Source organism: Mesorhizobium sp. M6A.T.Cr.TU.016.01.1.1 (genome assembly GCF_003952585.1).
Classification (GTDB): Bacteria; Pseudomonadota; Alphaproteobacteria; order Rhizobiales; family Rhizobiaceae; genus Mesorhizobium; species Mesorhizobium mediterraneum.
This window is the reverse complement of the sequence record NZ_CP034452.1, coordinates 1,600,215-1,622,465: the sequence shown is the minus strand read 5'-3', so window position 1 is coordinate 1,622,465 and position 22,251 is coordinate 1,600,215. Positions and strand designations below refer to the sequence as shown.

Annotated in this window: 17 protein-coding genes and 1 tRNA gene; 14 read left to right on the top strand and 4 right to left on the bottom strand. The window is 63.6% G+C overall.

Features of this window, described 5'->3' with window-relative positions; translation table 11 throughout:
* Positions 1-212 precede the first annotated feature (212 nt).
* From rpsA to aroA, 3 genes are all read right to left on the bottom strand, one after another.
* Positions 213-1,910 carry a 30S ribosomal protein S1 gene (gene rpsA / locus EJ075_RS07505; RefSeq protein WP_095484345.1) on the bottom strand — a complete coding sequence of 566 codons (1,698 nt, stop codon included), beginning with the start codon at positions 1,908-1,910 and terminating at the stop codon, positions 213-215.
* A 202-nt stretch (positions 1,911-2,112) separates the two neighbouring features.
* On the bottom strand, positions 2,113-2,763 hold the full coding sequence (gene cmk / locus EJ075_RS07500; RefSeq protein WP_095484343.1) for a (d)CMP kinase: 651 nt from the start codon (positions 2,761-2,763) through the stop codon (positions 2,113-2,115).
* 275 nt (positions 2,764-3,038) lie between these two features.
* Positions 3,039-4,397, bottom strand: coding sequence for a 3-phosphoshikimate 1-carboxyvinyltransferase (aroA, locus tag EJ075_RS07490; protein ID WP_126103907.1), 1,359 nt, complete (start codon positions 4,395-4,397; stop codon positions 3,039-3,041).
* A 194-nt stretch (positions 4,398-4,591) separates the two neighbouring features.
* On the opposite strand from aroA, the gene EJ075_RS07485 reads away from it, so the two are divergent.
* The 13 genes from EJ075_RS07485 (at position 4,592) to EJ075_RS07420 (ending at position 19,422) form a co-directional block, all read left to right on the top strand.
* Positions 4,592-4,981 carry a TIGR02300 family protein gene (locus tag EJ075_RS07485; protein ID WP_095485047.1) on the top strand — a complete coding sequence of 130 codons (390 nt, stop codon included), beginning with the start codon at positions 4,592-4,594 and terminating at the stop codon, positions 4,979-4,981.
* 172 nt (positions 4,982-5,153) lie between these two features.
* A tRNA-Ala gene (locus EJ075_RS07480) sits at positions 5,154-5,229 on the top strand.
* Positions 5,230-5,954: 725 nt separating this feature from the next.
* Positions 5,955-6,554, top strand: a complete 600-nt coding sequence (locus tag EJ075_RS07470) for an ANTAR domain-containing response regulator (protein WP_095484340.1) — start codon at positions 5,955-5,957, stop codon at positions 6,552-6,554.
* A gap of 2 nt (positions 6,555-6,556) precedes the next feature.
* Positions 6,557-7,795: a CmpA/NrtA family ABC transporter substrate-binding protein gene (locus EJ075_RS07465; RefSeq protein ID WP_164547054.1), complete on the top strand. Its 1,239-nt coding sequence runs from the start codon at positions 6,557-6,559 to the stop codon at positions 7,793-7,795.
* A 359-nt stretch (positions 7,796-8,154) separates the two neighbouring features.
* The gene (locus tag EJ075_RS07460; protein WP_126103906.1) at positions 8,155-9,471 is read left to right on the top strand and encodes a CmpA/NrtA family ABC transporter substrate-binding protein; all 1,317 of its coding nucleotides are present in this window, start codon (positions 8,155-8,157) and stop codon (positions 9,469-9,471) included.
* 66 nt (positions 9,472-9,537) lie between these two features.
* Positions 9,538-10,434, top strand: coding sequence for a nitrate ABC transporter permease (ntrB, locus tag EJ075_RS07455; protein ID WP_095484336.1), 897 nt, complete (start codon positions 9,538-9,540; stop codon positions 10,432-10,434).
* A 10-nt stretch (positions 10,435-10,444) separates the two neighbouring features.
* The gene (locus EJ075_RS07450) at positions 10,445-11,242 is read left to right on the top strand and encodes an ABC transporter ATP-binding protein (protein WP_095484335.1); all 798 of its coding nucleotides are present in this window, start codon (positions 10,445-10,447) and stop codon (positions 11,240-11,242) included.
* Between the two features lie 397 nt (positions 11,243-11,639).
* A complete protein-coding gene (locus EJ075_RS07445; protein ID WP_126103905.1) occupies positions 11,640-11,831 on the top strand; it encodes a hypothetical protein in 192 nt (63 codons plus the stop codon).
* A 55-nt stretch (positions 11,832-11,886) separates the two neighbouring features.
* A complete protein-coding gene (locus EJ075_RS07440; RefSeq protein ID WP_095484332.1) occupies positions 11,887-13,188 on the top strand; it encodes a nitrate/nitrite transporter in 1,302 nt (433 codons plus the stop codon).
* Between the two features lie 19 nt (positions 13,189-13,207).
* Positions 13,208-15,658, top strand: a complete 2,451-nt coding sequence (nirB, locus tag EJ075_RS07435; protein ID WP_126103904.1) for a nitrite reductase large subunit NirB — start codon at positions 13,208-13,210, stop codon at positions 15,656-15,658.
* Positions 15,659-15,663: 5 nt separating this feature from the next.
* Positions 15,664-15,993: a nitrite reductase small subunit NirD gene (nirD, locus tag EJ075_RS07430; RefSeq protein ID WP_095485045.1), complete on the top strand. Its 330-nt coding sequence runs from the start codon at positions 15,664-15,666 to the stop codon at positions 15,991-15,993.
* Between the two features lie 2 nt (positions 15,994-15,995).
* Positions 15,996-18,833, top strand: coding sequence for a nitrate reductase (locus tag EJ075_RS07425; RefSeq protein WP_126103903.1), 2,838 nt, complete (start codon positions 15,996-15,998; stop codon positions 18,831-18,833).
* Between the two features lie 103 nt (positions 18,834-18,936).
* On the top strand, positions 18,937-19,422 hold the full coding sequence (locus EJ075_RS07420; RefSeq protein ID WP_095484329.1) for a hypothetical protein: 486 nt from the start codon (positions 18,937-18,939) through the stop codon (positions 19,420-19,422).
* A 29-nt stretch (positions 19,423-19,451) separates the two neighbouring features.
* On the opposite strand, the gene EJ075_RS07415 is transcribed toward EJ075_RS07420, so the two are convergent.
* A complete protein-coding gene (locus EJ075_RS07415) occupies positions 19,452-20,483 on the bottom strand; it encodes a hydroxyacid dehydrogenase (RefSeq protein ID WP_126103902.1) in 1,032 nt (343 codons plus the stop codon).
* Positions 20,484-20,755: 272 nt separating this feature from the next.
* Here EJ075_RS07415 and EJ075_RS07410 point away from each other — a divergent pair, with 272 nt between their 5' ends.
* Positions 20,756-22,195 carry an aldehyde dehydrogenase family protein gene (locus EJ075_RS07410; protein WP_126103901.1) on the top strand — a complete coding sequence of 480 codons (1,440 nt, stop codon included), beginning with the start codon at positions 20,756-20,758 and terminating at the stop codon, positions 22,193-22,195.
* Positions 22,196-22,251 lie beyond the last annotated feature (56 nt).

The window sequence follows — 22,251 nt, the reverse complement described above, 5'->3', positions numbered from 1 at the left end:
CTCGCGCCTCCGATCGTTTCGCATACATATCCAGGACGGATCTTTCGGGCCGATGCGGCAGACTATAGGCTCCGTCGGCCGTTTCAAGCACGATCGGCTGCCGGACCACCCAGTCACATTGCGCGACTCCTCGCGGCCATGAAAAAACCCGCGGACCTTTCGGCCCGCGGGTTGCGTGTACAGGCCGCGCGCGAGGCGCGGCGTTTATAGACTTAGCTGCCCTGCTTCTTCAGCGCGGCACCCAGGATATCGCCCAGCGAAGCGCCGGAGTCGGTCGAGCCGTACTGGGCGACCGCTTCCTTCTCCTCGGCGATTTCCAGCGCCTTGATGGAGACCTGCAGCTTGCGGGTCTTCTTGTCGAAAGCGATGACGCGGGCGTCGACCTTCTGGCCGACCGTGAAGCGCTCGGGGCGCTGCTCGTCGCGGTCGCGGCTGAGGTCGGAGCGCTTGATGAAGGTCTCGATGCCGCTGTCGACCAGCCGCACTTCCAGACCGCCATCCTTGACGCCGGTGACCTCGCAGGTGACGACCGCGTTCTTGCGCAGTTCGCCTGAAGTCGCCGCCTCGCCGGCCGTGTCCTTGGCCAGCTGCTTGATGCCGAGCGAGATGCGCTCCTTGTCGATGTCGACGTCGAGCACCTGCGCCTTGACCATGTCGCCGCGATTGTACTCCTCGATCACCTGCTCGCCCGGACGGGTCCAGTCGAGGTCGGAAAGATGGACCATGCCGTCGACATCGCCTTCGAGGCCGATGAACAGGCCGAACTCGGTCTTGTTCTTGACCTCGCCCTCGACCTGGCTGCCGACCGGGTGGCTGCTGGCGAAAGCCTGCCACGGATTCTCGAGCGTCTGCTTGAGGCCGAGCGAGATGCGGCGCTTGGCCGGATCGACCTCGAGCACCACCACGTCGACTTCCTGCGTCGTCGAGAGGATCTTGCCGGGATGCACGTTCTTCTTCGTCCACGACATTTCCGAAACGTGGATGAGGCCCTCGATGCCCGGCTCCAGCTCGACGAACGCGCCGTAGTCGGTGATGTTGGTGACGGTGCCCTTGATCTTCTTGCCGATCGGGAATTTCGTTCCGATCTCGGACCACGGATCGCTCTCGAGCTGCTTCATGCCGAGCGAGATGCGATGGGTTTCCTGGTTGATGCGGATGATCTGCACCTTGACCGTCTGGCCGATGTTGAGGATTTCGGTCGGATGGTTGACGCGGCGCCATGCCATGTCGGTGACATGCAGCAGGCCGTCGATGCCGCCGAGGTCGACGAACGCACCATAGTCGGTGATGTTCTTGACGACGCCTTCGACCACTTGGCCCTCTTCGAGGTTCTGCACGATTTCCGAACGCTGCTCGGCGCGGCTTTCCTCGAGCACGGTGCGGCGTGACACCACGATGTTGCCGCGGCGGCGATCCATCTTGAGGATCTCGAAAGGCTGCGGATTGTGCATCAGCGGCGAGACGTCGCGGATCGGGCGGATATCGACCTGGCTGCGCGGCAGGAAGGCCACGGCGCCGTCGAGGTCGACGGTGAAGCCGCCCTTGACCTGGTTGAAGATGACGCCTTCGACGCGCTCACCCTTGGTGAACTTCTCTTCGAGACGGACCCAGCTCTCTTCGCGGCGGGCCTTTTCACGGGAAAGCATCGCTTCGCCAAGCGCGTTCTCGATGCGCTCGACATAGACCTCGACCGTGTCGCCGACCTTGAGCGTCGAGTCCTTGCCCTTGACGCCGAATTCCTTCAGCGGCACGCGGCCTTCGACCTTGAGGCCGACGTCGATGATAGCCATGTCCTTTTCGATCGCGGTGATCGTGCCCTTGACGACTTGGCCTTCGCCGGAATGGCCGGCGGAAAAAGATTCTTCGAGCAGGCTCGCGAAATCATCGCGAGTGGGATTTGCAACTGACATAGTTTCTCCTGGAGTGCCCCGCATCTCAAGCGGGGCGGGCGCCGTGGGTTAGCGTTGCGTGGCCTGCCGGCGTTCCGGGCTTGCAAAAGCCCTTGGCCGCCTAAGCGGCAATTCCGGCGCATGAAGAATGCTGGCAGGCTGGTTCGTGCCCGATGGGTATCTTTTCGCCGCCGGCAATCGGCAACGGGTGGAAAATCCCGGCTCAGGCTTTGTTTCTCTTGGCCAGAACGTCGTCGATGATCGCCTTGGCCGTAAGAAACGCGGCTTCTATAGCCATTTCCGACGTGTCGAGCAAGTGCGCATCGGCGGCCGGCTTCAGCGGCGAGTCGGCGCGGCCCATGTCGCGCTCGTCGCGGCGCAGGATATCGGCCAGGATCTCGTCAAAATTGGCGGTGCCGCCGATGCTCTCGATCTCGGCCAGCCGTCGCTGTGCCCGCACCTCGGCGCTCGCCGTCACATAGAGTTTTATGTCGGCGTCGGGGCAGACCACCGTGCCGATGTCGCGGCCGTCGAGCACCGCGCCGGGCGGCGCCTTGGCGAATTCACGCTGCTTTTCGACCAGTATGCGCCGCACCGACGGGAACACAGCGACTTTCGAGGCCGCCTCGCCGACCGCATGCGCCGACAGCACCGACCGGTCGAGCTTTGCCAGATCGACCTGGCGGGCAGCGGTTTCGGCGGCCGAGACATTGTCGAGCGGCAGGCCGAGCCGAAGCAGCGCATGCGCCACCGCGCGATAGGTGAGGCCGGTGTCGAGCAGGTTCAGCCGGTAGTGGTCGGCCAGGCGGCGGGCCAGCGTGCCTTTGCCGGCGCCGGCGGGGCCGTCGATGGCGATGGTGAAGGTTGATGTCATTCGCCGCCCACCGTAACCGAAAAGCGCAATGATCCAGATAGGCGTGGCGATCCTTCGCGCCCCCCTCTGTCCTGCCGGACATCTCCCCCACTTGGGGGGAGATTGGCAGTCACCGCGGCTTTCGCCAATTGTCTACGTTGCAGGATTGAGCGGAGCGCCGAAGCTGCCGATCTCCCTCCTTGTGGGGGAGATGTCCGGCAGGACAGAGGGGGGCGCTGTCCCGCCGACGTTCCAGTTTGGCCCCAACCTCCAAGGCTATTGATTGCCATCAACTGTCACTCAATCTCCACGCCCAGCCTCTTCATCAGCCCCATGAACTCCGGAAAGCTGGTCGCGATCATCGCCTGGTCGTCGATGGTGACAGGCTTTTCCGTTGCCAGTCCCATGATCAAAAAGCTCATGGCGATGCGGTGGTCGAGATGGGTCTGGACGACGGTGTTGTGCCCATTGGGGTGTTGGCCGAGCCCTTTGCCGCCGGGTTTTCCACGTACGGCAAGCGTCGCCTCGCCCTCCGTGCAGTCGACGCCGTTGAGCTTCAGCCCTTCGGCGACGGCCGACAGCCGGTCGGATTCCTTCACCCGCAGTTCTTCCAGCCCCAGCATCAGGGTCTCGCCCTCGGCGAAGCTCGCCGCAACCGCAAGCACCGGATATTCGTCGATCATCGTCGGCGCCCGTTCGGGTGGCACGGTGACGCCCTTCAGCTCGGAATAGCGCACGCGCAGATCGGCGACATCTTCGCCGCCTTCGTTGCGCGGGTCGAGAATGTCGATCCGGGCGCCCATTTCCTGCAGCGTCAACAGAAGCCCGGTGCGGGTCGGGTTCATAAGCACGTTTTCGATTGTAATGTCCGAGCCCGGCACGATCAGCGCCGCCACCAGCGGGAAGCCGGCCGAGGACGGGTCGCCCGGCACCGCGATCGTCTGTCCCGTGAGCTTGCCCTGGCCTTCGATGAAGATGTGGCGCACGCCGCGCTCATCGGTCTCGACCGACAGATTGGCGCCGAATCCCTTCAGCATCTTCTCGGTGTGGTCGCGCGTCATCACCGGCTCGATGACGGTGGTGACGCCGGGCGTGTTCAGCCCGGCGAGCAGCACCGCCGACTTCACCTGCGCCGAGGCCATCGGCACGCGGTAGGTGATGGGCGCTGCGTGCTTGGGCCCGTGCAGCGTGATCGGCATGCGGTCGCCGGGCGTCGCCTTCAGCACCTGCACGCCCATCTGGCGCAGCGGCTCGAGCACACGGCCCATCGGCCGGCCGGACAGCGAGGCGTCGCCGATGAACGTCGTTTCCATGTCGTAGGTGCCGACCAGGCCCATGGTGAGGCGCGAGCCGGTGCCGGCATTGCCGAAATCGAGCGGACCTTCCGGCTGCAGCAGCGCGCCGTTGCCGGTGCCGCGGATCACCCACTCAGTGCCGTGCTTCTCGATATGCGCGCCCATCGCCTTCATCGCCGCGCCGGTGCGCATGACATCTTCGCCTTCCAGCAGGCCGGTGATGCGGGTCTCGCCGGAGGCGAGGCCGCCGAACATGAACGAGCGGTGCGAGATCGACTTGTCGCCGGGCACTCGCGCCGTGCCTGAAAGCGCTGACGATTTGCGAGCGGTGGCCGGTTTCGGGGCGGCAGTGTGCGACATGGGGTTTTCCCTGGATCAAACGCCGGCAGCCGGCCTTTTCTTTTGGTTTGGGCGGTCTCGTATCACGGCGGACCGAAATGGTCATCCCCTTGCAACAGGTCTCTCAACACCGGGATTTATGACGTTGGCTTTAGGCTTTGACAGCGCCGTAAACTCTGGTTATGGGGACCAAACTTTCATCGACGAGGCTTGCTGTGGCAAAACCCGAACTTGGCACCAAACGCATCGACCCCGAGACGGGTCAAAAATTCTACGACCTGAACAAGGATCCGGTCGTCTCGCCCTATACCGGCAAGAGCTATCCACGTTCCTATTTCGAGGAAGGCAAGGTCGCCCCCATCGAGGAGGAAGAGGAAGTTGCCGAGAAGGAAGCGGACGCCGAGGAGGAAGAGGGTGTCGAGGTCGTCTCCCTCGAAGAGGCGGACGAGGATGCGAAAGCCGACGATCTGCCCGATCTCGGCGATGACGAGGACGATGTGGATCTCGGCGATGACGACGACGATACTTTCCTCGCCGACGAAGAGGAAGAAGACGACGATGTCGCCGACATGATCGGCGTCGGCGACGACGACGACGAAGTCTGATCCGGCCTCTGACGCGAGCGCCCGCCGACTTTCGCGGCGTCTTAAGAAAAAGCCGCTCTTGAAGGCTTGATATTGACGGAAGGCGGGGTTAGAAGCCGCCTGCACTAACGGCGCGGTCTCAACCCGCGCCGGATCTCTTCGCCGGCAACGGCGCCGGTAGACTGCCGGAAGTGGGGCCATAGCTCAGTTGGGAGAGCGCTTGAATGGCATTCAAGAGGTCGTCGGTTCGATTCCGATTGGCTCCACCAGTCTTCTCCTACGGAAATCAGTCTCTTTAGGCCTGCCTATCACTGGCAGGCCTCACAAAACCGGTCGGTCCTCCTGTTCGCTGGATTTCTGCTAGCCGACACCTTGCGGTGACATCCGCCGCAGGATTCCTAGCGGTCGCCTGAAGCGAAAACCCCGGCAACCACCGGGGTTTTCAGCACACTATTTGCTAATAATACCAATCCCAGACCCAAACCCGCCTGCGACGGCACCGGACGCGCCGATAGCCATTCCGCCAGTAGCGACGGCAGACCCTTCTCCAAGCGCGCCGCCTGCGCCGCCGCCTGCGGTGCCACCGCCGATGGCGGACCGGCTCTGCTTGAGTATCTTCGTCCTCGAAGGTTTCTATATCCGGCGCGTCGAGTTCATCGAGAATGCCGCTTCTGGCGTCCGGTACACCGGCTATCGCGTCGATAGGCCGAACTGCGCTCACAAGGGCTGCTGCCCCAGCAAGGCCAAACATTCCTGTCAAAAATGATCGCCGATCCATGGAAACCTCCAATCTTCTAGGCAGCGAGACAAGGTTCGCAATTGGAAGATAGCGCAGTGGATACAAAAACCAAAGTCAGCCCTATTAATGGTATTTAAAGAAGCTTAACGGGTCGGCTCCGCGAACATATGGCGGTCCCTCTGAATTCGAAGAGATGACTGCGTCAATTATTGCCGTGCCGCATTGCACAATCGCGCGGCGTGCGCAAAATACGGCATGATCCGAAAATCCCTCACCGTCCTGGTGATCGATGAAAACCACATCCGCGCCTCCATTATCGAGGCGGGATTGCGGGAAGCCGGGCATGAGCAGGTCACGGTCGTTCACGATGTTGCGGGAATAGCGCGGCGCATTGCCGAGATCGAGCCGGATGTAATCGTCATCGATCTCGAAAATCCGAACCGCGACATGCTTGAAAACATGTTCCAGCTTTCGCGCGTGGTGAAGCGGCCGATCGCCATGTTCGTCGACCGGTCGGATCAGGCTTCGATCGAGGCTGCGGTGGAGGCGGGGGTCTCCGCCTATGTCGTCGACGGGCTGCGCCAGGAGCGCGTCAAGCCGATCCTCGACATGGCGATCAGCCGCTTCAACGCCTTCTCTCGGATGGCGCGCGAGCTCGAAGAAGCCCGCAGTGAATTGGAGGACCGCAAGGTCATCGACCGCGCCAAGGGCATCCTGATGAGGTCGCGCGGCCTGTCGGAGGACGCAGCCTATGCGCTTCTGCGTAAGACCGCGATGAACCAGAACCGCAAAATCAGCGAAATCGCGCAGAGTCTGGTGACGGCCGCAGGCCTTCTGGATCCCGGAGAGAGTTGAGCATGGCGGCCGAACACCAGATCAATGCCGGTTTCATACCGCTGTTCGACAGCGCGGTTCTTGTTGCAGCGAGCGAGATCGGCTTTGCCGCGCGCGAAGGCGTCGATCTGACGCTCAGCCGCGAGACATCCTGGGCCAACATCCGCGACCGCATCGCGATCGGGCATTTCGATCTGGCGCATATGCTGGGACCGATGCCGATCGCCTGCAATCTGGGGCTCACCCCGCTCGCCTCCGACACGATCGTGCCGTTCTCGCTGGGACTGGGCGGCAACTGCGTGACGGTTTCGAACACGCTCTGGGCGGGCATGGTCGCGCACGGCGCCTTGCCCGACCTCGATCCGGCGCGAGCCGGCAAGGCCTTGGGAGCGCTGATCCGTGAGCGGGCAGATGCCGGTCGCGACCCGCTGCGCTTTGCGGTCGTGCATCCACACTCGGGACACAATTACGAACTGCGCTACTGGCTCGCAGCCTGCGGCATCGATCCGTCGCGCGAAATAGAAATCGTCATCGTGCCGCCGCCCTTCATGGCCGACGCGCTCGCCGCCGGCAGGATCGACGGCTACTGCGTCGGCGAACCCTGGAACAGCGCCTCGGTCGTCGCCGGCACCGGCCATATCGTCACCATCAAGGCGCTGCTGTGGCGCAACAGCCCGGAAAAGGTGGTCGGCGTGCGCAAGGCGTGGGCGGAGCAGAATCCGGATGCGCTGGCGGCGCTGCTGCGCGCGCTGCATCATTCGGCCCGCTGGTGCCAGAATCCGGCAAACCGCGGCGAGCTGGCCGCCCTCATGGCGCAGCCTTCCGTTCTTGGTCTTTCGCCGGCGCTGCAGATGCCGATCCTGACCGGACATGTCGCGCTGGGCGGTGGCGCGGAACTGACCGTTGAGGACTTCTTTCTTCCTTTCGGCAAGGCAGCGAATTTTCCATGGAAGAGCCACGCGCTGTGGTTCTATACGCAGATGGTGCGCTGGGGGCATGTCGCGCACACGCCGGAAAACCTCGCTATTGCCCGCGACTGCTACCGCCCCGATCTTTACCGGTCGGCGCTGAAGCCGCTCGGCGTCGCACTTCCCGGCGCCAATTCTAAGGTCGAGGGCGCGCTGGCGTCTGCCACACCCGTCGGCTCCGCCGGCGCTAGTCTGGTGCTCGGCCCCGATGGTTTCTTCGATGGCCAGATATTCGATCCCGACGAGATCGACGCCTACATTGCCGGGCAGAAATTGGCGCGCGCCGAAGCCTGATCATCTTCGCGCCATTCTTGTGCATTGCACAAAAATTATGCGTGCAACGGCGCTAATGAACAATCTTTGGCTTGCTCGCCCAGCGGGCCAGCGCGCCGACGGTTGTGGCATACCATTGATCTCATTGATGTTTGTCATCCATTCCGAAACTGGCACGGTTCCTGCTTTGCAATAGGCAGACTCTTCTCGGGGTCACGGAACAGGCGTCCAATGGCGGGCGCTACAGGCAAAGCTGCCGCTCAGGTCAACACGCGATCCCGGATGGACGGACGCGCGCGGCCTGGCCGGCGGCTTTTTTGTTTTGACCGAACACGCAATCGACGGCGCTGATCCCAAGCAGTGCCCAACGGGAGACGACGATGACGAAACGCATCAAGACTGAAGCCCCTCTCGAGGGCATGACCCGCCGCAATTTTCTGATGGCAAGTGCTGCCACCGCGGCAACGCTGGCGGCGGCGCGCGCGCTGCTGCCGTCTGGCGCCTATGCGGCGACGGCAGCTCCGGAAGTCACCGGCGCCAAGCTCGGCTTTATCGCGCTGACCGATGCAGCGCCGCTGATGATCGCCAAGGAGAAGGGCCTGTTCGAAAAATTCGGCATGCCCGATGTCGAGGTGCTCAAGCAGGCCTCCTGGGGCGCGACGCGTGACAATCTGATGCTCGGCGGCGAAGCCAACGGCATCGACGGCGCCCATATCCTGACGCCGATGCCTTACCTGATGCACACCGGCAAGGTGACGCAGAACAACCAGCCGATGCCGATGGCGCTCGTGGCGCGGCTGAACTACGACTGCCAGGCCATTTCCGTCGCCCAGGAGTATGCCGGCACCGGCGTCGGCCTCGACGCGTCCAAACTGAAGGACGCCTTCGCGGCCAAGAAGGCCGAAGGCAAGGAGGTGAAGGCCGCCATGACCTTCCCGGGCGGCACCCATGATCTCTGGTTGCGCTACTGGCTGGCCGCCGGCGGCATCGATCCCGACAAGGACGTCTCGACTATCGTTGTGCCGCCGCCGCAGATGGTCGCCAACATGAAGGTCGGCAACATGGACGTGTTCTGCGTCGGCGAGCCATGGAACGAGCAGCTCGTCCACCAGGGCGTCGGCTTCACCGCGGCCACAACCGGCGAGCTCTGGAAGGGCCATCCGGAAAAGGCGCTCGGCTTGCGCGCCGCCTTCATCGACAAGAACCCGAATGCCACCAAGGCGATCCTGATGGCCGTCATGGAAGCCCAGCAATGGTGCGAAGCCTTGGAAAACAAGGACGAGATGGCGGCCATCATCGGCAAGCGACAATGGATGAACGTGCCGACCGCCGATATCATCGGGCGCCTCAAGGGCGACATCAACTACGGCAATGGCCGCGTTGCCACCGGCACCGACCTCTACATGAAGTTCTGGAAGGGTGGCGTGTCCTACCCTTTCAAGAGCCACGACAGCTGGTTCCTCGCCGAGAACATCCGCTGGGGCAAATTCGCGGCGACCACCGACATCAAGGCACTGGTCGATCAGGTCAACCGCGAAGATCTGTGGCGCGAGGCGGCCAAGGACCTCGGCGTCGCGGCGGCCGATATCCCGGCGTCTTCGTCGCGCGGCGTGGAGACCTTCTTCGACGGCAAGATCTTCGATCCGGCCAACCCGTCCGCCTATCTCGACAGCCTCAAGATCAAGGCATCGGCCTGACGTCGACGACAAGCGGCGCCGTTGGCGCCGCCTGTCACTCCACGTGCTCAAGGAGCTTTTTGCGAAATGTCTATCCAAACCATCGAGGACAGCAAGGTGAAGGCGTTCCCCACGCCTGCCAAGCCCGCAGAGGTCATAGCTTTCACCGCCAAGATGAGGCGCCGCTTCGATCCCGCCGCGATCGCCGGCAAACTGGCGAGTACGCTGGTGCCGCCGGCAGTCGTTATCGCCGTCATGCTGGTCATCTGGCAGATCGCCTGCTCGTCGCCCAATGCCAGCTTGCCGCCACCGAGCCAGGTGTGGAACGAGGCCTACGATCTGATCGCCCATCCGTTCTTCGACTATGGTCCGCAGGATATCGGACTGGCCTGGCGAGTGCTGATCTCGCTGCAGCGCGTCGCCATCGGCTTCGGCCTGGCTGCAATCGTCGGCGTCGCGCTCGGCGCTCTAGTCGGCCAGTCGATCTGGGCGATGCGTGGCCTCGACCCTGTGTTCCAGATTCTGCGCACCGTGCCGCCGCTCGCTTGGCTGCCGCTGTCGCTGGCTGCCTTCCGCGATTCCAGCCCGTCGGCGATCTTCGTCATCTTCATCACCTCGATCTGGCCGGTGATCATCAACACCGCCGTCGGCGTCCGCAACATTCCAGAGGATTACCGCAACGTCTCCCGAATCCTCAGGCTCAACCAGCTCGAATTCTTCGTGAAGATCATGGTGCCGGCCGCGGCACCTTACATCTTCACCGGCCTGCGCATCGGCATCGGCCTGTCCTGGCTTGCCATCGTCGCGGCCGAAATGCTGACAGGCGGCGTCGGTATCGGCTTCTTCATCTGGGATGCCTGGAATTCGTCGCGGCTGCCCGACATCATCGTCGCGCTCGCCTATATCGGCGTCACCGGTTTTTGCCTCGACCGCCTGGTCGCGGCGGTCGGCGCCTTCGTCACCCGCGGCACAACGGCAAAGTGAGGAGAGAGCGATGACGGCCTACCTGAAACTCGACCATATCGACAAATCCTTCGCCCGCGGTGGCCAGGTCAGCGAGGTGCTGAAGGACATTCGGCTGACCATAGACAAGGGCGAATTCGTCTCGATCATCGGCCATTCCGGCTGCGGCAAGTCGACCTTGCTCAACCTGATCGCCGGGTTGACGAGAGTGTCCGCCGGCGCGGTCCTGCTCGAAGACAAGGAGGTCGACAGCCCCGGTCCCGAGCGCGCCGTGGTGTTCCAGAACCACAGCCTGCTGCCGTGGCTCACCGTCTACGAAAACATCAACCTGGCGGTGTCGAAGGTGTTCGGCAGCACCAGGACCCGGGCCGAGCGGCATGACTGGATCATGCGCAATCTCGACCTCGTGCAGATGGCGCATGCCAGGGACAAGCGTCCGGCTGAGATTTCGGGCGGCATGAAGCAGCGCGTCGGCATCGCCCGCGCGCTGGCCATGGAGCCGAAGATCCTGCTGCTCGATGAGCCGTTCGGCGCGCTCGACGCGCTGACACGCGCCCATCTGCAGGACGCAGTGATGGATATCCATTCCCGGCTTGGCTCGACGACGATCATGATCACCCATGACGTCGACGAGGCGGTGCTGTTGTCCGACCGCATTGTCATGATGACCAACGGCCCGGCGGCAACCATCGGCGAGGTGCTTCCCGTGCCGCTCGCCCGGCCGCGCCGGCGCATCGAGCTTTCCTCCGACCGGACCTTCCTGCGCTGCCGCGAGGCGGTGCTGAAGTTCCTCTACGAACGCCACCGCTTCGTCGAAGCCGCGGAATAAGGCCATGACCGAAAAACGCGTCATCATCGACAATTGGCAATCTGCATCGGCAATGGGCAATCTATCGCATTGCACAAATATTATGCTGCTGCGCAAGGCATTCTGACTAATCTTTGATCCGATGCTGGGCTTGGTCAAAAATCGCTCGGCTGCGGTTCACATTGATTTCATTCGGTAATCTAGAGCGCTGTCGAATTGGCACGCTTCCTGCTTTTTAGAATGTAGGTCCGCAAGGGCCAAGTGACACGGCGTCCAATGGCGGGCGCCACAGGCAAAGCTGCCGCTCAGGTCATACGCGATCCCGGATAGACGGACGCGCGAAGACCTGGCCGGCGGCTTTTTTGTTTTTACGCGATCGACGGCGCTGGTCCCAAGCGGCGCCCAACCGGAGACGACGATGACGAAACGGATCGGAACTGGCGCGTCCCTCGCGGACTTCACGCGCCGCGATTTTCTGGCCAGCAGCGCGCTGACGGCGGCGCTGTTCACCGCCGCGCTCCTGCTGTTTCCCGTCGGCGCAAAGACGGAAAGCAAAGACCCGACCGTGGCGAGCCCGGTCTCGTTGCACGCGCCGATGCCGCGCCGCTGATCATTCACCCACAAACATCCGCGGTGCCTCCCACGCCGCAAGCCGGAGCCAGACATTGACCGCAAATCTCCCAGCCGCGCCCAGCCAGGACAGTGCTCCCCAGCAGGCGCTTGTGATGTCCACCATCGCCTTCACCGTCTGCTTCGCGGTGTGGACGATCTTTTCAATCATCGGCGTGCGTATAAAGCAGGACCTTGGGTTGAACGAGACGGAGTTCGGCCTGCTGGTCGGCACGCCGATCCTCACCGGTTCGCTCGTGCGCATGGTGCTCGGTGTCTGGACCGACCGTTTTGGCGGACGGCTGGTATACACCGCGACCATGCTTGCGGCGGCGGTCGCTACCTTCCTGCTCGCTTTTGCGCACACCTACGGACAGATGCTGGTCGCCGCGCTAGGCGTTGGGCTCGCCGGCGGTTCCTTCGCCGTCGGTGTCGCCTATGTCTCGCGTTTCTTTCCGGCCGGCAGGCAGGGCACGGCGCTTGGCATTTTCGGTGTCGGCAATGTCGGCGCCGCAGTCACCAAGTTCCTGGCACCGTTCGTGCTTCTCTCCTGGGGCTGGCAGTCGGTCGCGCTAATCTGGGCGGCAGCACTCGTCGTCATGGCCGCCGTCTTCTGGTTCACGACCGGCGACGATCCGGTCATCCGCGAGCGCCGTGCCTGCAAGGCAGCGCCCGCGAGAAGCTTCTTGCAGGAATTCGCGCCGCTCAAGAATCTGCAGGTCTGGCGCTTCGCCTTCTATTATTTCTTCGCCTTCGGTGCATTCGTCGCGCTGTCGCTGTGGCTGCCCCGCTACCTGATCGGCGTCTACGGCTTCGGGCTTGCGACCGCCGGCATGATCGGCGCGGCCTATTCAATTCCGGCAAGTATTTTCCGCGCCTATGGTGGCGTGCTTTCCGACCGGATCGGCGCCCGCACCGTGCTCTACTGGACCTTCGCTGTCAGTGCCGGCGCGACTCTCGTTCTGTCTCTCCCCTCGGCAGACTACGTCGTGCATGGCATCAGCGGGCCGATCGCCTTCCATTTCGAGATCGGCCCGCTCACCTTCATAGCCGTTGCCTGCGTGCTCGGCTTCTTCATGAGCCTTGGCAAGGCCGCCGTCTACAAGCACATCCCGGCTTACTACCCGCAGAGTGTCGGCGCGGTCGGCGGCGTTGTCGGCATGATTGGCGGGCTCGGCGGCTTTATCCTGCCAATCGCCTTCGGCGCGCTCAACGACCTCACCGGCGTCTGGTCGAGCTGCTTCATGCTGCTCTTCGTCATCGTCGCCACCTGCTTTGCCTGGATGCATTTTTCCATCCGGCGGATGGAGCGCACGGCGTCTGCCGAAGCTTCAGGCCTTTCCTACGCGGCTGAGTGAGACCGGAGTGGATCAGGATATGACCGAAAAACTCGCCATCATCGGCAACGGCATGGCCCCCGGGCGCATGCTGGAGCATCTCCTGGAAAAGGCGCCTGGGCGCTACCAGGTCACCATCTTCAACGCCGAGCCGCGCGTGAACTACGACCGCATCATGCTGTCGCCGGTTCTGTCGGGCGAGAAGGCCTATGAGGAGATCATCATCCATGGCGACGGCTGGTACATCAAGCACGGCATCACCCTCTACAAGGGCCACAAGATCGTCGCCATCGACCGGCAGGCAAAGACAGTCACCTCCGATCATGGCGTGACCGAGCCCTACGACAAGCTGGTCATCGCCACCGGCTCGGTGCCGTTTATCATCCCGGTGCCCGGCCACGATCTGCCGGGCGTGCTCACCTATCGCGATCTGGACGACGTCCGGGCCATGATGCTTGCCGCCCAGTCGCGGGCCAAGGCTGTGGTCATTGGCGGCGGCCTGCTCGGGCTGGAGGCCGCGGCCGGCCTCAACGCGCAAGGCATGGACGTCACCGTGCTGCACGTCATGCCGACGCTGATGGAGCGCCAGCTCGATCCCGCCGCCGGCTATCTCCTGCAACGCGCGGTTGAAGAACGCGGCATCAAGGTCATCACCAAGGCCAACACCCAGGCGATCACGGGCAACGGCAAGGTCGAGCAGGTGGAACTTGCCGACGGAACCATCATCCCGGCGACGCTGGTGGTCATGGCGGTCGGCATCCGGCCGAACGCCGCAATCGCCAAGGCAGCCGGCATTGCCGTCAATCGCGGCATCGTCGTCGATGCCGGCATGCGCAGCAACGATCCCGACATCTATGCGCTCGGTGAGTGCGCCGAGGTCAGTGGCCAGGTCTACGGGCTGGTCGCGCCGCTCTATGAGATGGCGCGCGTCACTGCCAGCCAACTCGCCGGCGACGAGGCTGCTGCCTTCGTCCATTCGGACACGCCGACCAAGCTCAAGGTCACCGGCATCGAGCTGTTCTCGCTCGGCGATTTCGCCGAGGGCGACGACCGCCAGGAAATCGTGCTGCGCGATGCTTCGGCCGGTGTCTATAAGCGGCTGGTGCTGAAGGACGACCGCATCATCGGCACCGTGCTCTATGGCGAGACGGCCGACGGCGCCTGGTTCAACGACCTCAAGAAGAAGCAGACCGACATATCGGAAATGCGTGACACGCTTATCTTCGGCCAGTCATACCAAGGAGGCGCCTCCCTGGACCCTATGGCGGCCGTTGCAGCCTTGGCGGATGATGCGGAAATCTGCGGCTGCAACGGCGTTTGCAAGGGAAAGATCACCGGCGCGATCACGGCCAAGGGCCTGACCTCGCTCGACGACGTGCGTGCCCACACCAAGGCGTCCGCTTCCTGCGGCTCCTGCACCGGGCTGGTCGAAAAGTTGATGGTGCTGACCATCGGCGACAAGTACAATCCGGCGGCTGTGCAGCCGATGTGCGGCTGCACCACGCTCGGCCACGACGAAGTCCGCCGCCTGATCAAGGCCAAGGGCCTGAAGACCATCCCCGCCGTTATGCAGGAGCTGGAATGGACCACTTCCTGCGGCTGCGCCAAATGCCGGCCGGCGCTCAACTACTATCTGGTCTGCGACTGGCCGGACGAGTATGCCGACGACTACCAGTCGCGCTTCATCAATGAGCGCGTCCACGCCAACATCCAGAAGGACGGCACCTATTCGGTGGTGCCGCGCATGTGGGGCGGCGTCACCAATGCCGCCGAACTGCGCGCCATCGCCGACGTCGTCGACAAGTTCGAGATCCCGATGGTCAAGGTCACCGGCGGACAGCGCATCGACATGCTCGGCATCCGCAAGGAAGACCTGCCCGCGGTGTGGGCCGATCTCGGCCAGGCTGGCTTCGTCTCCGGCCACGCCTATGCCAAAGGGTTGCGCACGGTGAAAACCTGCGTTGGTTCGGACTGGTGCCGCTTCGGCACGCAAGATTCGACGGGGTTCGGTGTCCGCATCGAGAAATTCATGTGGGGCTCGTGGACGCCCGCCAAGGTCAAGATGGCGGTCTCGGGCTGCCCGAGGAACTGCGCGGAAGCAACCTGCAAGGATGTCGGCGTGATCTGCGTCGATTCAGGCTACGAGATCCATTTCGCCGGTGCCGCCGGCCTCGACATCAAGGGCACAGAGGTGCTCGGCCTGGTCAAGACCGAGGACGAGGCGCTGGAGCATATCGTGGCGCTGACGCAGATGTATCGCGAGCAGGGCCGCTATCTCGAGCGCATCTACAAATGGGCCAAGCGCATCGGCATCGCCGAGATCAAGCGCCAGATCATGGACGATGGCGACAAGCGCAAGGCCTATTACGAGCGCTTCGTCTTTTCGCAGAAATTCGCGCAGGTCGATCCGTGGTCGGAACGCGTTTCCGGCAAGGACAAGCACGAGTTCCGGCCGATGGCTTCGGTCGGCTTCGCGCAGGCGGCGGAGTGATCATGATGAACTGGATATCAATCGGCTCGATATCAGACATTCCGCGCCGCGGCGCGCGCTGCGTCGCCACGCCTCAAGGTAAGATCGCGGTCTTCCGCACGGCAGAGGACCAGGTCTTCGCCATCGAAGATCATTGCCCGCACAAGGGCGGGCCGCTCAGCCAAGGCATCGTCCATGGCGCGGCGGTGACCTGTCCCTTACACAATTGGGTGATTTCGCTGGAGACCGGCAAGGCGCTCGGCGCCGACGAAGGTGCGGTGCGCACTATTCCGGTGCGGATCGACGGCGAGCGTCTGTTCATTGCGCTAGAAGCGCTGGCCAGTCGCGCGGCCTGAGCATGAAGATCGACGAAGCGCGCGAGGTGAGGACCACCTGCCCCTATTGCGGGGTAGGCTGCGGCGTCCTGGCGAAGGTCGCTGCGGACGGTGAGGTGACCGTCCGCGGCGACCCCGACCATCCGGCCAATTTCGGCCGGCTCTGTTCCAAGGGCTCGGCGCTGGCCGAGACGATCGACCTCGACGGACGGCTGCTCCATCCGGAGATCCACGGTCGCCGCACCGGTTGGGACGAAGCGCTCGACCTCGTCGCCTCGACCTTCTCGCAAACCGTTGCCGAGCACGGCCCCGATTCGGTCGCCTTCTACGTTTCCGGCCAGTTGCTGACCGAAGACTATTATGTCGCCAACAAGCTGATGAAGGGGTTTATCGGCTCGGCCAATATCGACACCAATTCGCGCCTGTGCATGGCCTCGTCGGTTGCCGGCCACCGCCGCGCCTTCGGCTCCGACACGGTGCCGGGCAGTTATGAGGATCTGGAGCTCGCCGACCTCATCGTGCTGGTCGGCTCCAATCTCGCCTGGTGCCATCCGGTGCTCTACCAGCGCATCGCCGCCGCCCGGGAAAAGCGACCCGAGATGAAAGTGGTGCTGATCGACCCGCGCCGCACCATGACATCGGATCTCGCCGACATGCATCTGGCGATCGCGCCGGATGGCGACGTCGCGCTGTTCACAGGGCTGCTCGCCTATCTCGGCCAGCATAACGCGCTCGACCGCACCTATATCACCGCGCACACGACCGGCTTCGGGCAAGCCCTTTTCGCCGCCTCGGCGCTCGACCTTGCCGGTATCGCCGCTGCCACGGGCTTGAGCGAGGACGAGCTTGGCCGCTTCTACAGCCTGTTTGCCGCGACTGACAAGACGGTGACCGTCTACAGCCAGGGCGTGAACCAGTCGTCCTCGGGCACCGACAAGGTCAACGCCATTATCAACTGTCATCTCGCCACCGGCCGCATCGGCAAGCCCGGCGCCGGGCCGTTTTCGGTGACCGGTCAGCCCAACGCCATGGGCGGTCGCGAGGTTGGCGGCATGGCCAACATGCTGGCTGCCCATATGGAGATCGAAAACCCCGAACATCGCGACCGCGTGCAGCGCTTCTGGGACGCGCCGACTGTGGCCGAAAAACCCGGCTTGAAGGCGGTCGAGATGTTTCAGGCTGTGGCCGACGGGCGCATCAAGGCGCTGTGGATCATGGCGACCAACCCGGTCGATTCGATGCCGGATGCCGATGCCGTCGAGGCGGCGATCAAGGCTTGCCCGTTTGTCGTGGTGTCGGATGTGCTGGCCAAGACCGACACGGTCCGCCACGCCCATGTCCGCCTGCCCGCCGCAGCATGGGGCGAGAAGGACGGCACCGTCACCAATTCTGAGCGCCGCATCTCGCGCCAGCGCGCCTTTTTGGCCACGCCCGGCGAGGCAAGAGCCGACTGGTGGATCGTCGCCGAAGTGGCCAAGCGGATGGGTTTTGGCGAAGCGTTTTCGCATGCGTCGCCAGGGGAGATTTTTGCTGAGCACGCCGCGCTGTCGGCATTCGAGAATGACGGCGCGCGCGATTTTGATATAGGCGCGTACGCCGGGACCGATGGAGAAGACTACGACGCGCTGGTGCCTTTCCAATGGCCAGCGCCGAGCCCAGGCACCCCCCTCTGGCCTGCCGGCCATCTCCCCCTCAAGGGGGGAGATCAGCCTGCTGCTCGGCTTTCGCCAGTCTCCAAGGTTGATGAGTGGGCGCAGCCGGCAAAACCGCCAATCTCCCCCCTTGAGGGGGAGATGGCCGGCAGGCCAGAGGGGGGTGTTCAAGCTGGACGTAGCTCACCCAGCACCCGCTTCTTCGCCAATGGCGGCTACTACACACCCGACCGCAAAGCGAAGTTCATCGCCGTCCGCCCGACAGCGCAAACCCGCACCAGCCTGGACTATCCGCTGATCCTCAACACCGGCCGCGTTCGCGACCACTGGCACACCATGACGCGGACCGGCAAGAGCCCGCGACTGTCTCAGCATCTGGCCGAGCCCTTCGTCGAAATCCACCCGGCGGATGCGCAGCACTTCGGCATCGGCGATGCCGACATCGTGCGCGTCTCGACTGTGCATGGCGAGGTGCTGGTTCGCGCGCTGGTGACAGCGCGGCAGCGGCCAGGCTCGGTCTTCGTGCCGATGCACTGGACGGACCAGTTCTCAGCGCGCGCTCGCGTCGATGCGCTGGTGGCGCCCATCACCGATGCTATTTCAGGCCAGCCGGCCTCGAAGAATGTTGCTGCCCGCGTGGAACGCTTCGCTGCTGCAGCCTTCGGCTTCGCCGTGGTTGCCGAACGGCCGGCCTCGATCGACGCTGATTATTGGAGCCTCGCCCGCTGCGCCGCCGGCTGGCGCCTCGAGCTTGCGCTGGAAGCCGGCCGGGACTGGCCGGCTTTCGCAGGCTCGCTTTTCGGGACGGACGCGCAAGGCGAGACGCTCGCCTATCATGACGTCACCGGCGGGAACTATCGCTTTGCCCGCTTCGCCGGCAGCCGGCTGGCTGGCGCGCTCTATCTTACGCCCAAGCCGGTAGCGGTGTCGCGCAGCTGGGCGGTGGAGCAGTTGAGCGCGGACCATGCCGATCGGCGCGGGCGGCTGGCGATCGTCGCCGGGCGGCCGGGCGGTAATCGCGCCGACCGGGGCGCCATCGTATGCTCCTGCTTCGGAGTTGGCGCCAATCAGATCGCGGAAGCGGTGCGCGGCGGCTGCAGCAGCGTCGAAGCGATCGGCGCCACCCTGAATGCCGGCACCAATTGCGGCTCCTGCCGCGCCGAGATCAGGACCATCATCGAGGCGCGACGCCTTCAAGCGGCGGAGTGAGCGCGTCGAGAAACTCTGTCGCGCCGGGCCTCGACGCTTACCAGCAATTTACAAACCATGGGCTACCAACGTCCTCATTCGATTCGTTCCGAACAGGACCCTTATGAGCAAAGCCCTCACTTCATTCGCACTGGTCGCCATATTGACGGCTTTGCTGATGGCGCTCAGCCTGGCAGTGGCCCAGCATGGCTATCCCTATGGTGCGATCGGCGCAAAACGCCTGGACGACGTCGCCGATGCCGGGACGTTTATCCCGCTTGCATCGGTCTATTTCTTCAGCGCGCTGCTGATGATGATCCTGCCGATCAGGGCCGCCAGCGTCGTCCTGACGAACGCCGCGGATGCGATCTTCTGGACAGTCGTCGTGTTGTTCGCAGCCATCATTGGCTGCCTCGCCGCCAGATGGGCTTTCGATCGAAGCAATATCCTGCCTGCGCTGCTGAACTGGCGCTTTCTGTTTGTCGCAGCAGTCGTCGGCTGCCATCTCTTCATGAACGAGCTGCGCCGCAACATCCTGCTGAGAAGTCTGTTCTTTGTCGTCTTCGCCGCAGCGACGCTGGCCTGCCTGTTCTGGTCGTTCACCATCTGAGAAACCCGTGCAGGCGTTGGCTTGACGGCTCAGTTCTTGTCGACCGGCTTCGAACGCATCCGCGACACCGTCTCGCGTTCGGCCCGCTTCGAACGCATCGGCGGCAGGCCGCGGTCGATCAGATCCATGTCTTCCAGCACCATGTCGCCCATGCGCTTGAAGGCGATGTCGAGCGCGCCGGCCCGGTGGGCGGAGCGCAGGAAGCCGGGCAGCGTGCGCACGGGATGATCCTGCGCCAGCGGCTCTTCCGGAAACACGTCGCTGGCGGCGACGATATGACCGCTGCGAACGGCCTCCATCAGCGCCGGAAAATCGACCACGCCGGCACGGCTGAGCAGGACGAAGGCGGCTCCTTTGCGCATTCTGGCAAAGGCTTCAGCGCCGAGAAAACCCTGGTTTTCGCTGGTCACAGAAGCGACGACGAAAACGAAATCGCTGGTCGACAGAACCGCGTCGAGTGTAGCCGGCTCGACGCCGTTCTCGATGAGGATCGACGGCGGCAGCCACGGATCGAAGACTTTTGTTCGCGTGCCAAAGCCCGACAGCAGCCGGTTGAGCGCACGGCCGAGATCGCCGAAGCCGATGATGCCGACATCCGCGCCGGACAGAAGCCGCGCCGTCCGGTTGCCGTCGCCGCCCCAAAGTTCCTTGCCCTGCCGGAAGGCGAGATCGGCGTCGACGATGTCGCGGGCGAGGTTGAGCGCCATGGCAAGGCCGAGCTCGGCAACGGGTTCGGCGAACACCAGGCCGGTGGTGACGACATGGATGCCGCGCGTAAACAGCGTCTCATACGGCATGTTGTTGATGAGGTTGCTTTCGACATTGAAGACGCAGCGCAGCGCCGTCATTCTTTCCAGCGTCTCCGGCGCGATCGGCGGCTGGCCGACAATGTAGCGCGCCTCGGCGAGCACGTCGGCCGGCAGGGCCGCGACGCCTTCGGGCGACGTTTCGACGATACGATATTTGGCACGGAATCTCGCCAGTGCCTCGGGTGTGAAAATCAGGTCGAGCGTGCGTGGCTCGGGCGCGCTGATCACCAGCGGCAACGCGCTGTCGGACATGGCAGTTCCTCCCGGCGCGATCCGCGTCGCACCACACTAGAATCAAATTTTGCCGCCGCGACACCTAAGCAGGCTTGCGGGGCTTCGCCATGCTTCGCCTGCATAGGTTTTTGTTTGTCGCAGGTTTTTATCGGAAAACCGTGGGACACTTTTCCGAAACCTGCTTAGCACATGCCTGTCGAGGAGGAGAACTTTGCCGTCGGCGGCCTTGCAGTGTGGCGGCCGGTAGTCCAGATAGACGGCAATCGAAGGACGACAAGGAAGACAGCGATATGACCCCGTTTCGAAAGAACCTCATCGATGGCGAGTGGGTTGGCGATGCCGGCTCCCGCAACATCAACCCGTCCAATCTCGACGACGTGGTCGGCGAATATGCGTCGGGCGACGCCGAGCAGGCCCGGCAGGCCATCGCGGCGGCGAAAGCGGCATTTCCGGCATGGTCGCGATCGGGCCTGCTGGCACGCCACGCAGTGCTGAGGAAGGCGTCGGATGAGATCACCGCGCGCAAAGATGAAATCGGCCGGGCATTGGCGCGCGAGGAAGGCAAGACGCTGGTCGAGGGCATTGGCGAGACCGTGCGCGCCGCCCAGATCTTCGATTTCTTTGCTGGTGAGGCGCTGCGCCTGTCGGGCGAGCTGGTTCCAAGCGTGCGGCCCGGCGTCGGTGTCGAGATCACGCGGGAGGCGGTCGGCGTCGTCGGCATCATCACGCCATGGAATTTCCCGATCGCCATCCCGGCGTGGAAAATCGCTCCTGCCCTGGCCTATGGCAACACCATCGTCTTCAAACCGGCCGATCTGGTTCCGGAGAGTGCCTGGACCATTGTCGACATCCTGCATCGCGCCGGCCTGCCGAAGGGCGTGCTCAATCTCGTCATGGGCAAGGGTTCGGTGGTCGGCCAGGCCATGCTCGACAGCCCTGACCTCAATGCCATCACCTTCACCGGCTCGGTCGGCACCGGCAAGCGCGTGGCTGCCGCAAGCGTCGAGCATATGCGCAAGTTCCAGCTCGAAATGGGTGGCAAGAACCCGCTTGTCGTGCTCGACGATGCAGATCTTGCCGTCGCCGTCGACTGCGCGATCAATGGCGCATACTTCTCGACCGGCCAGCGCTGCACGGCATCGTCCCGCCTGGTCGTGACGGACGGCATCCATGACCGCTTCGTCGACGCGATGAAAGATCGCCTGGCCAAGCTGGTCGTCGGCGACGCTCTCGATGCGAAAACCCAGATCGGACCGGTGGTCGACCAGAGCCAGTTGAAACAGGACGAAGACTATATCGCCATCGGCCGCCAGGAAGGCGCCGATCTGGCCTTCGGCGGCGAGCGGCTCGATCGCGAAACCCGGGGCTTCTACCTGCAACCGGCGCTGTTTACGCAAGCCACCAACGCCATGCGCATCTCGCGCGAGGAGATCTTCGGACCGGTCGCCAACGTCATCCGCGTCAAGGACTATGACGAGGCGCTGGCGGTGGCCAATGACACGCCGTTCGGGCTGACGTCGGGCATCTGCACGTCGAGCCTCAAGCACGCCACGCATTTCAAGCGCAATTCGGAGGCCGGCATGGTGATGGTCAATCTGCCGACCGCGGGCGTCGACTTCCATGTGCCTTTCGGCGGACGCAAGGGATCGAGCTACGGTCCGCGCGAGCAGGGCCGCTATGCGGCGGAGTTCTACACTACGGTGAAGACCGCCTATACGTTCGCCGGCTAATAAAATCGGCAGAGCGGGTGCACGGGCGAGCATGCCCGTGCCCACGTTGCAACGGC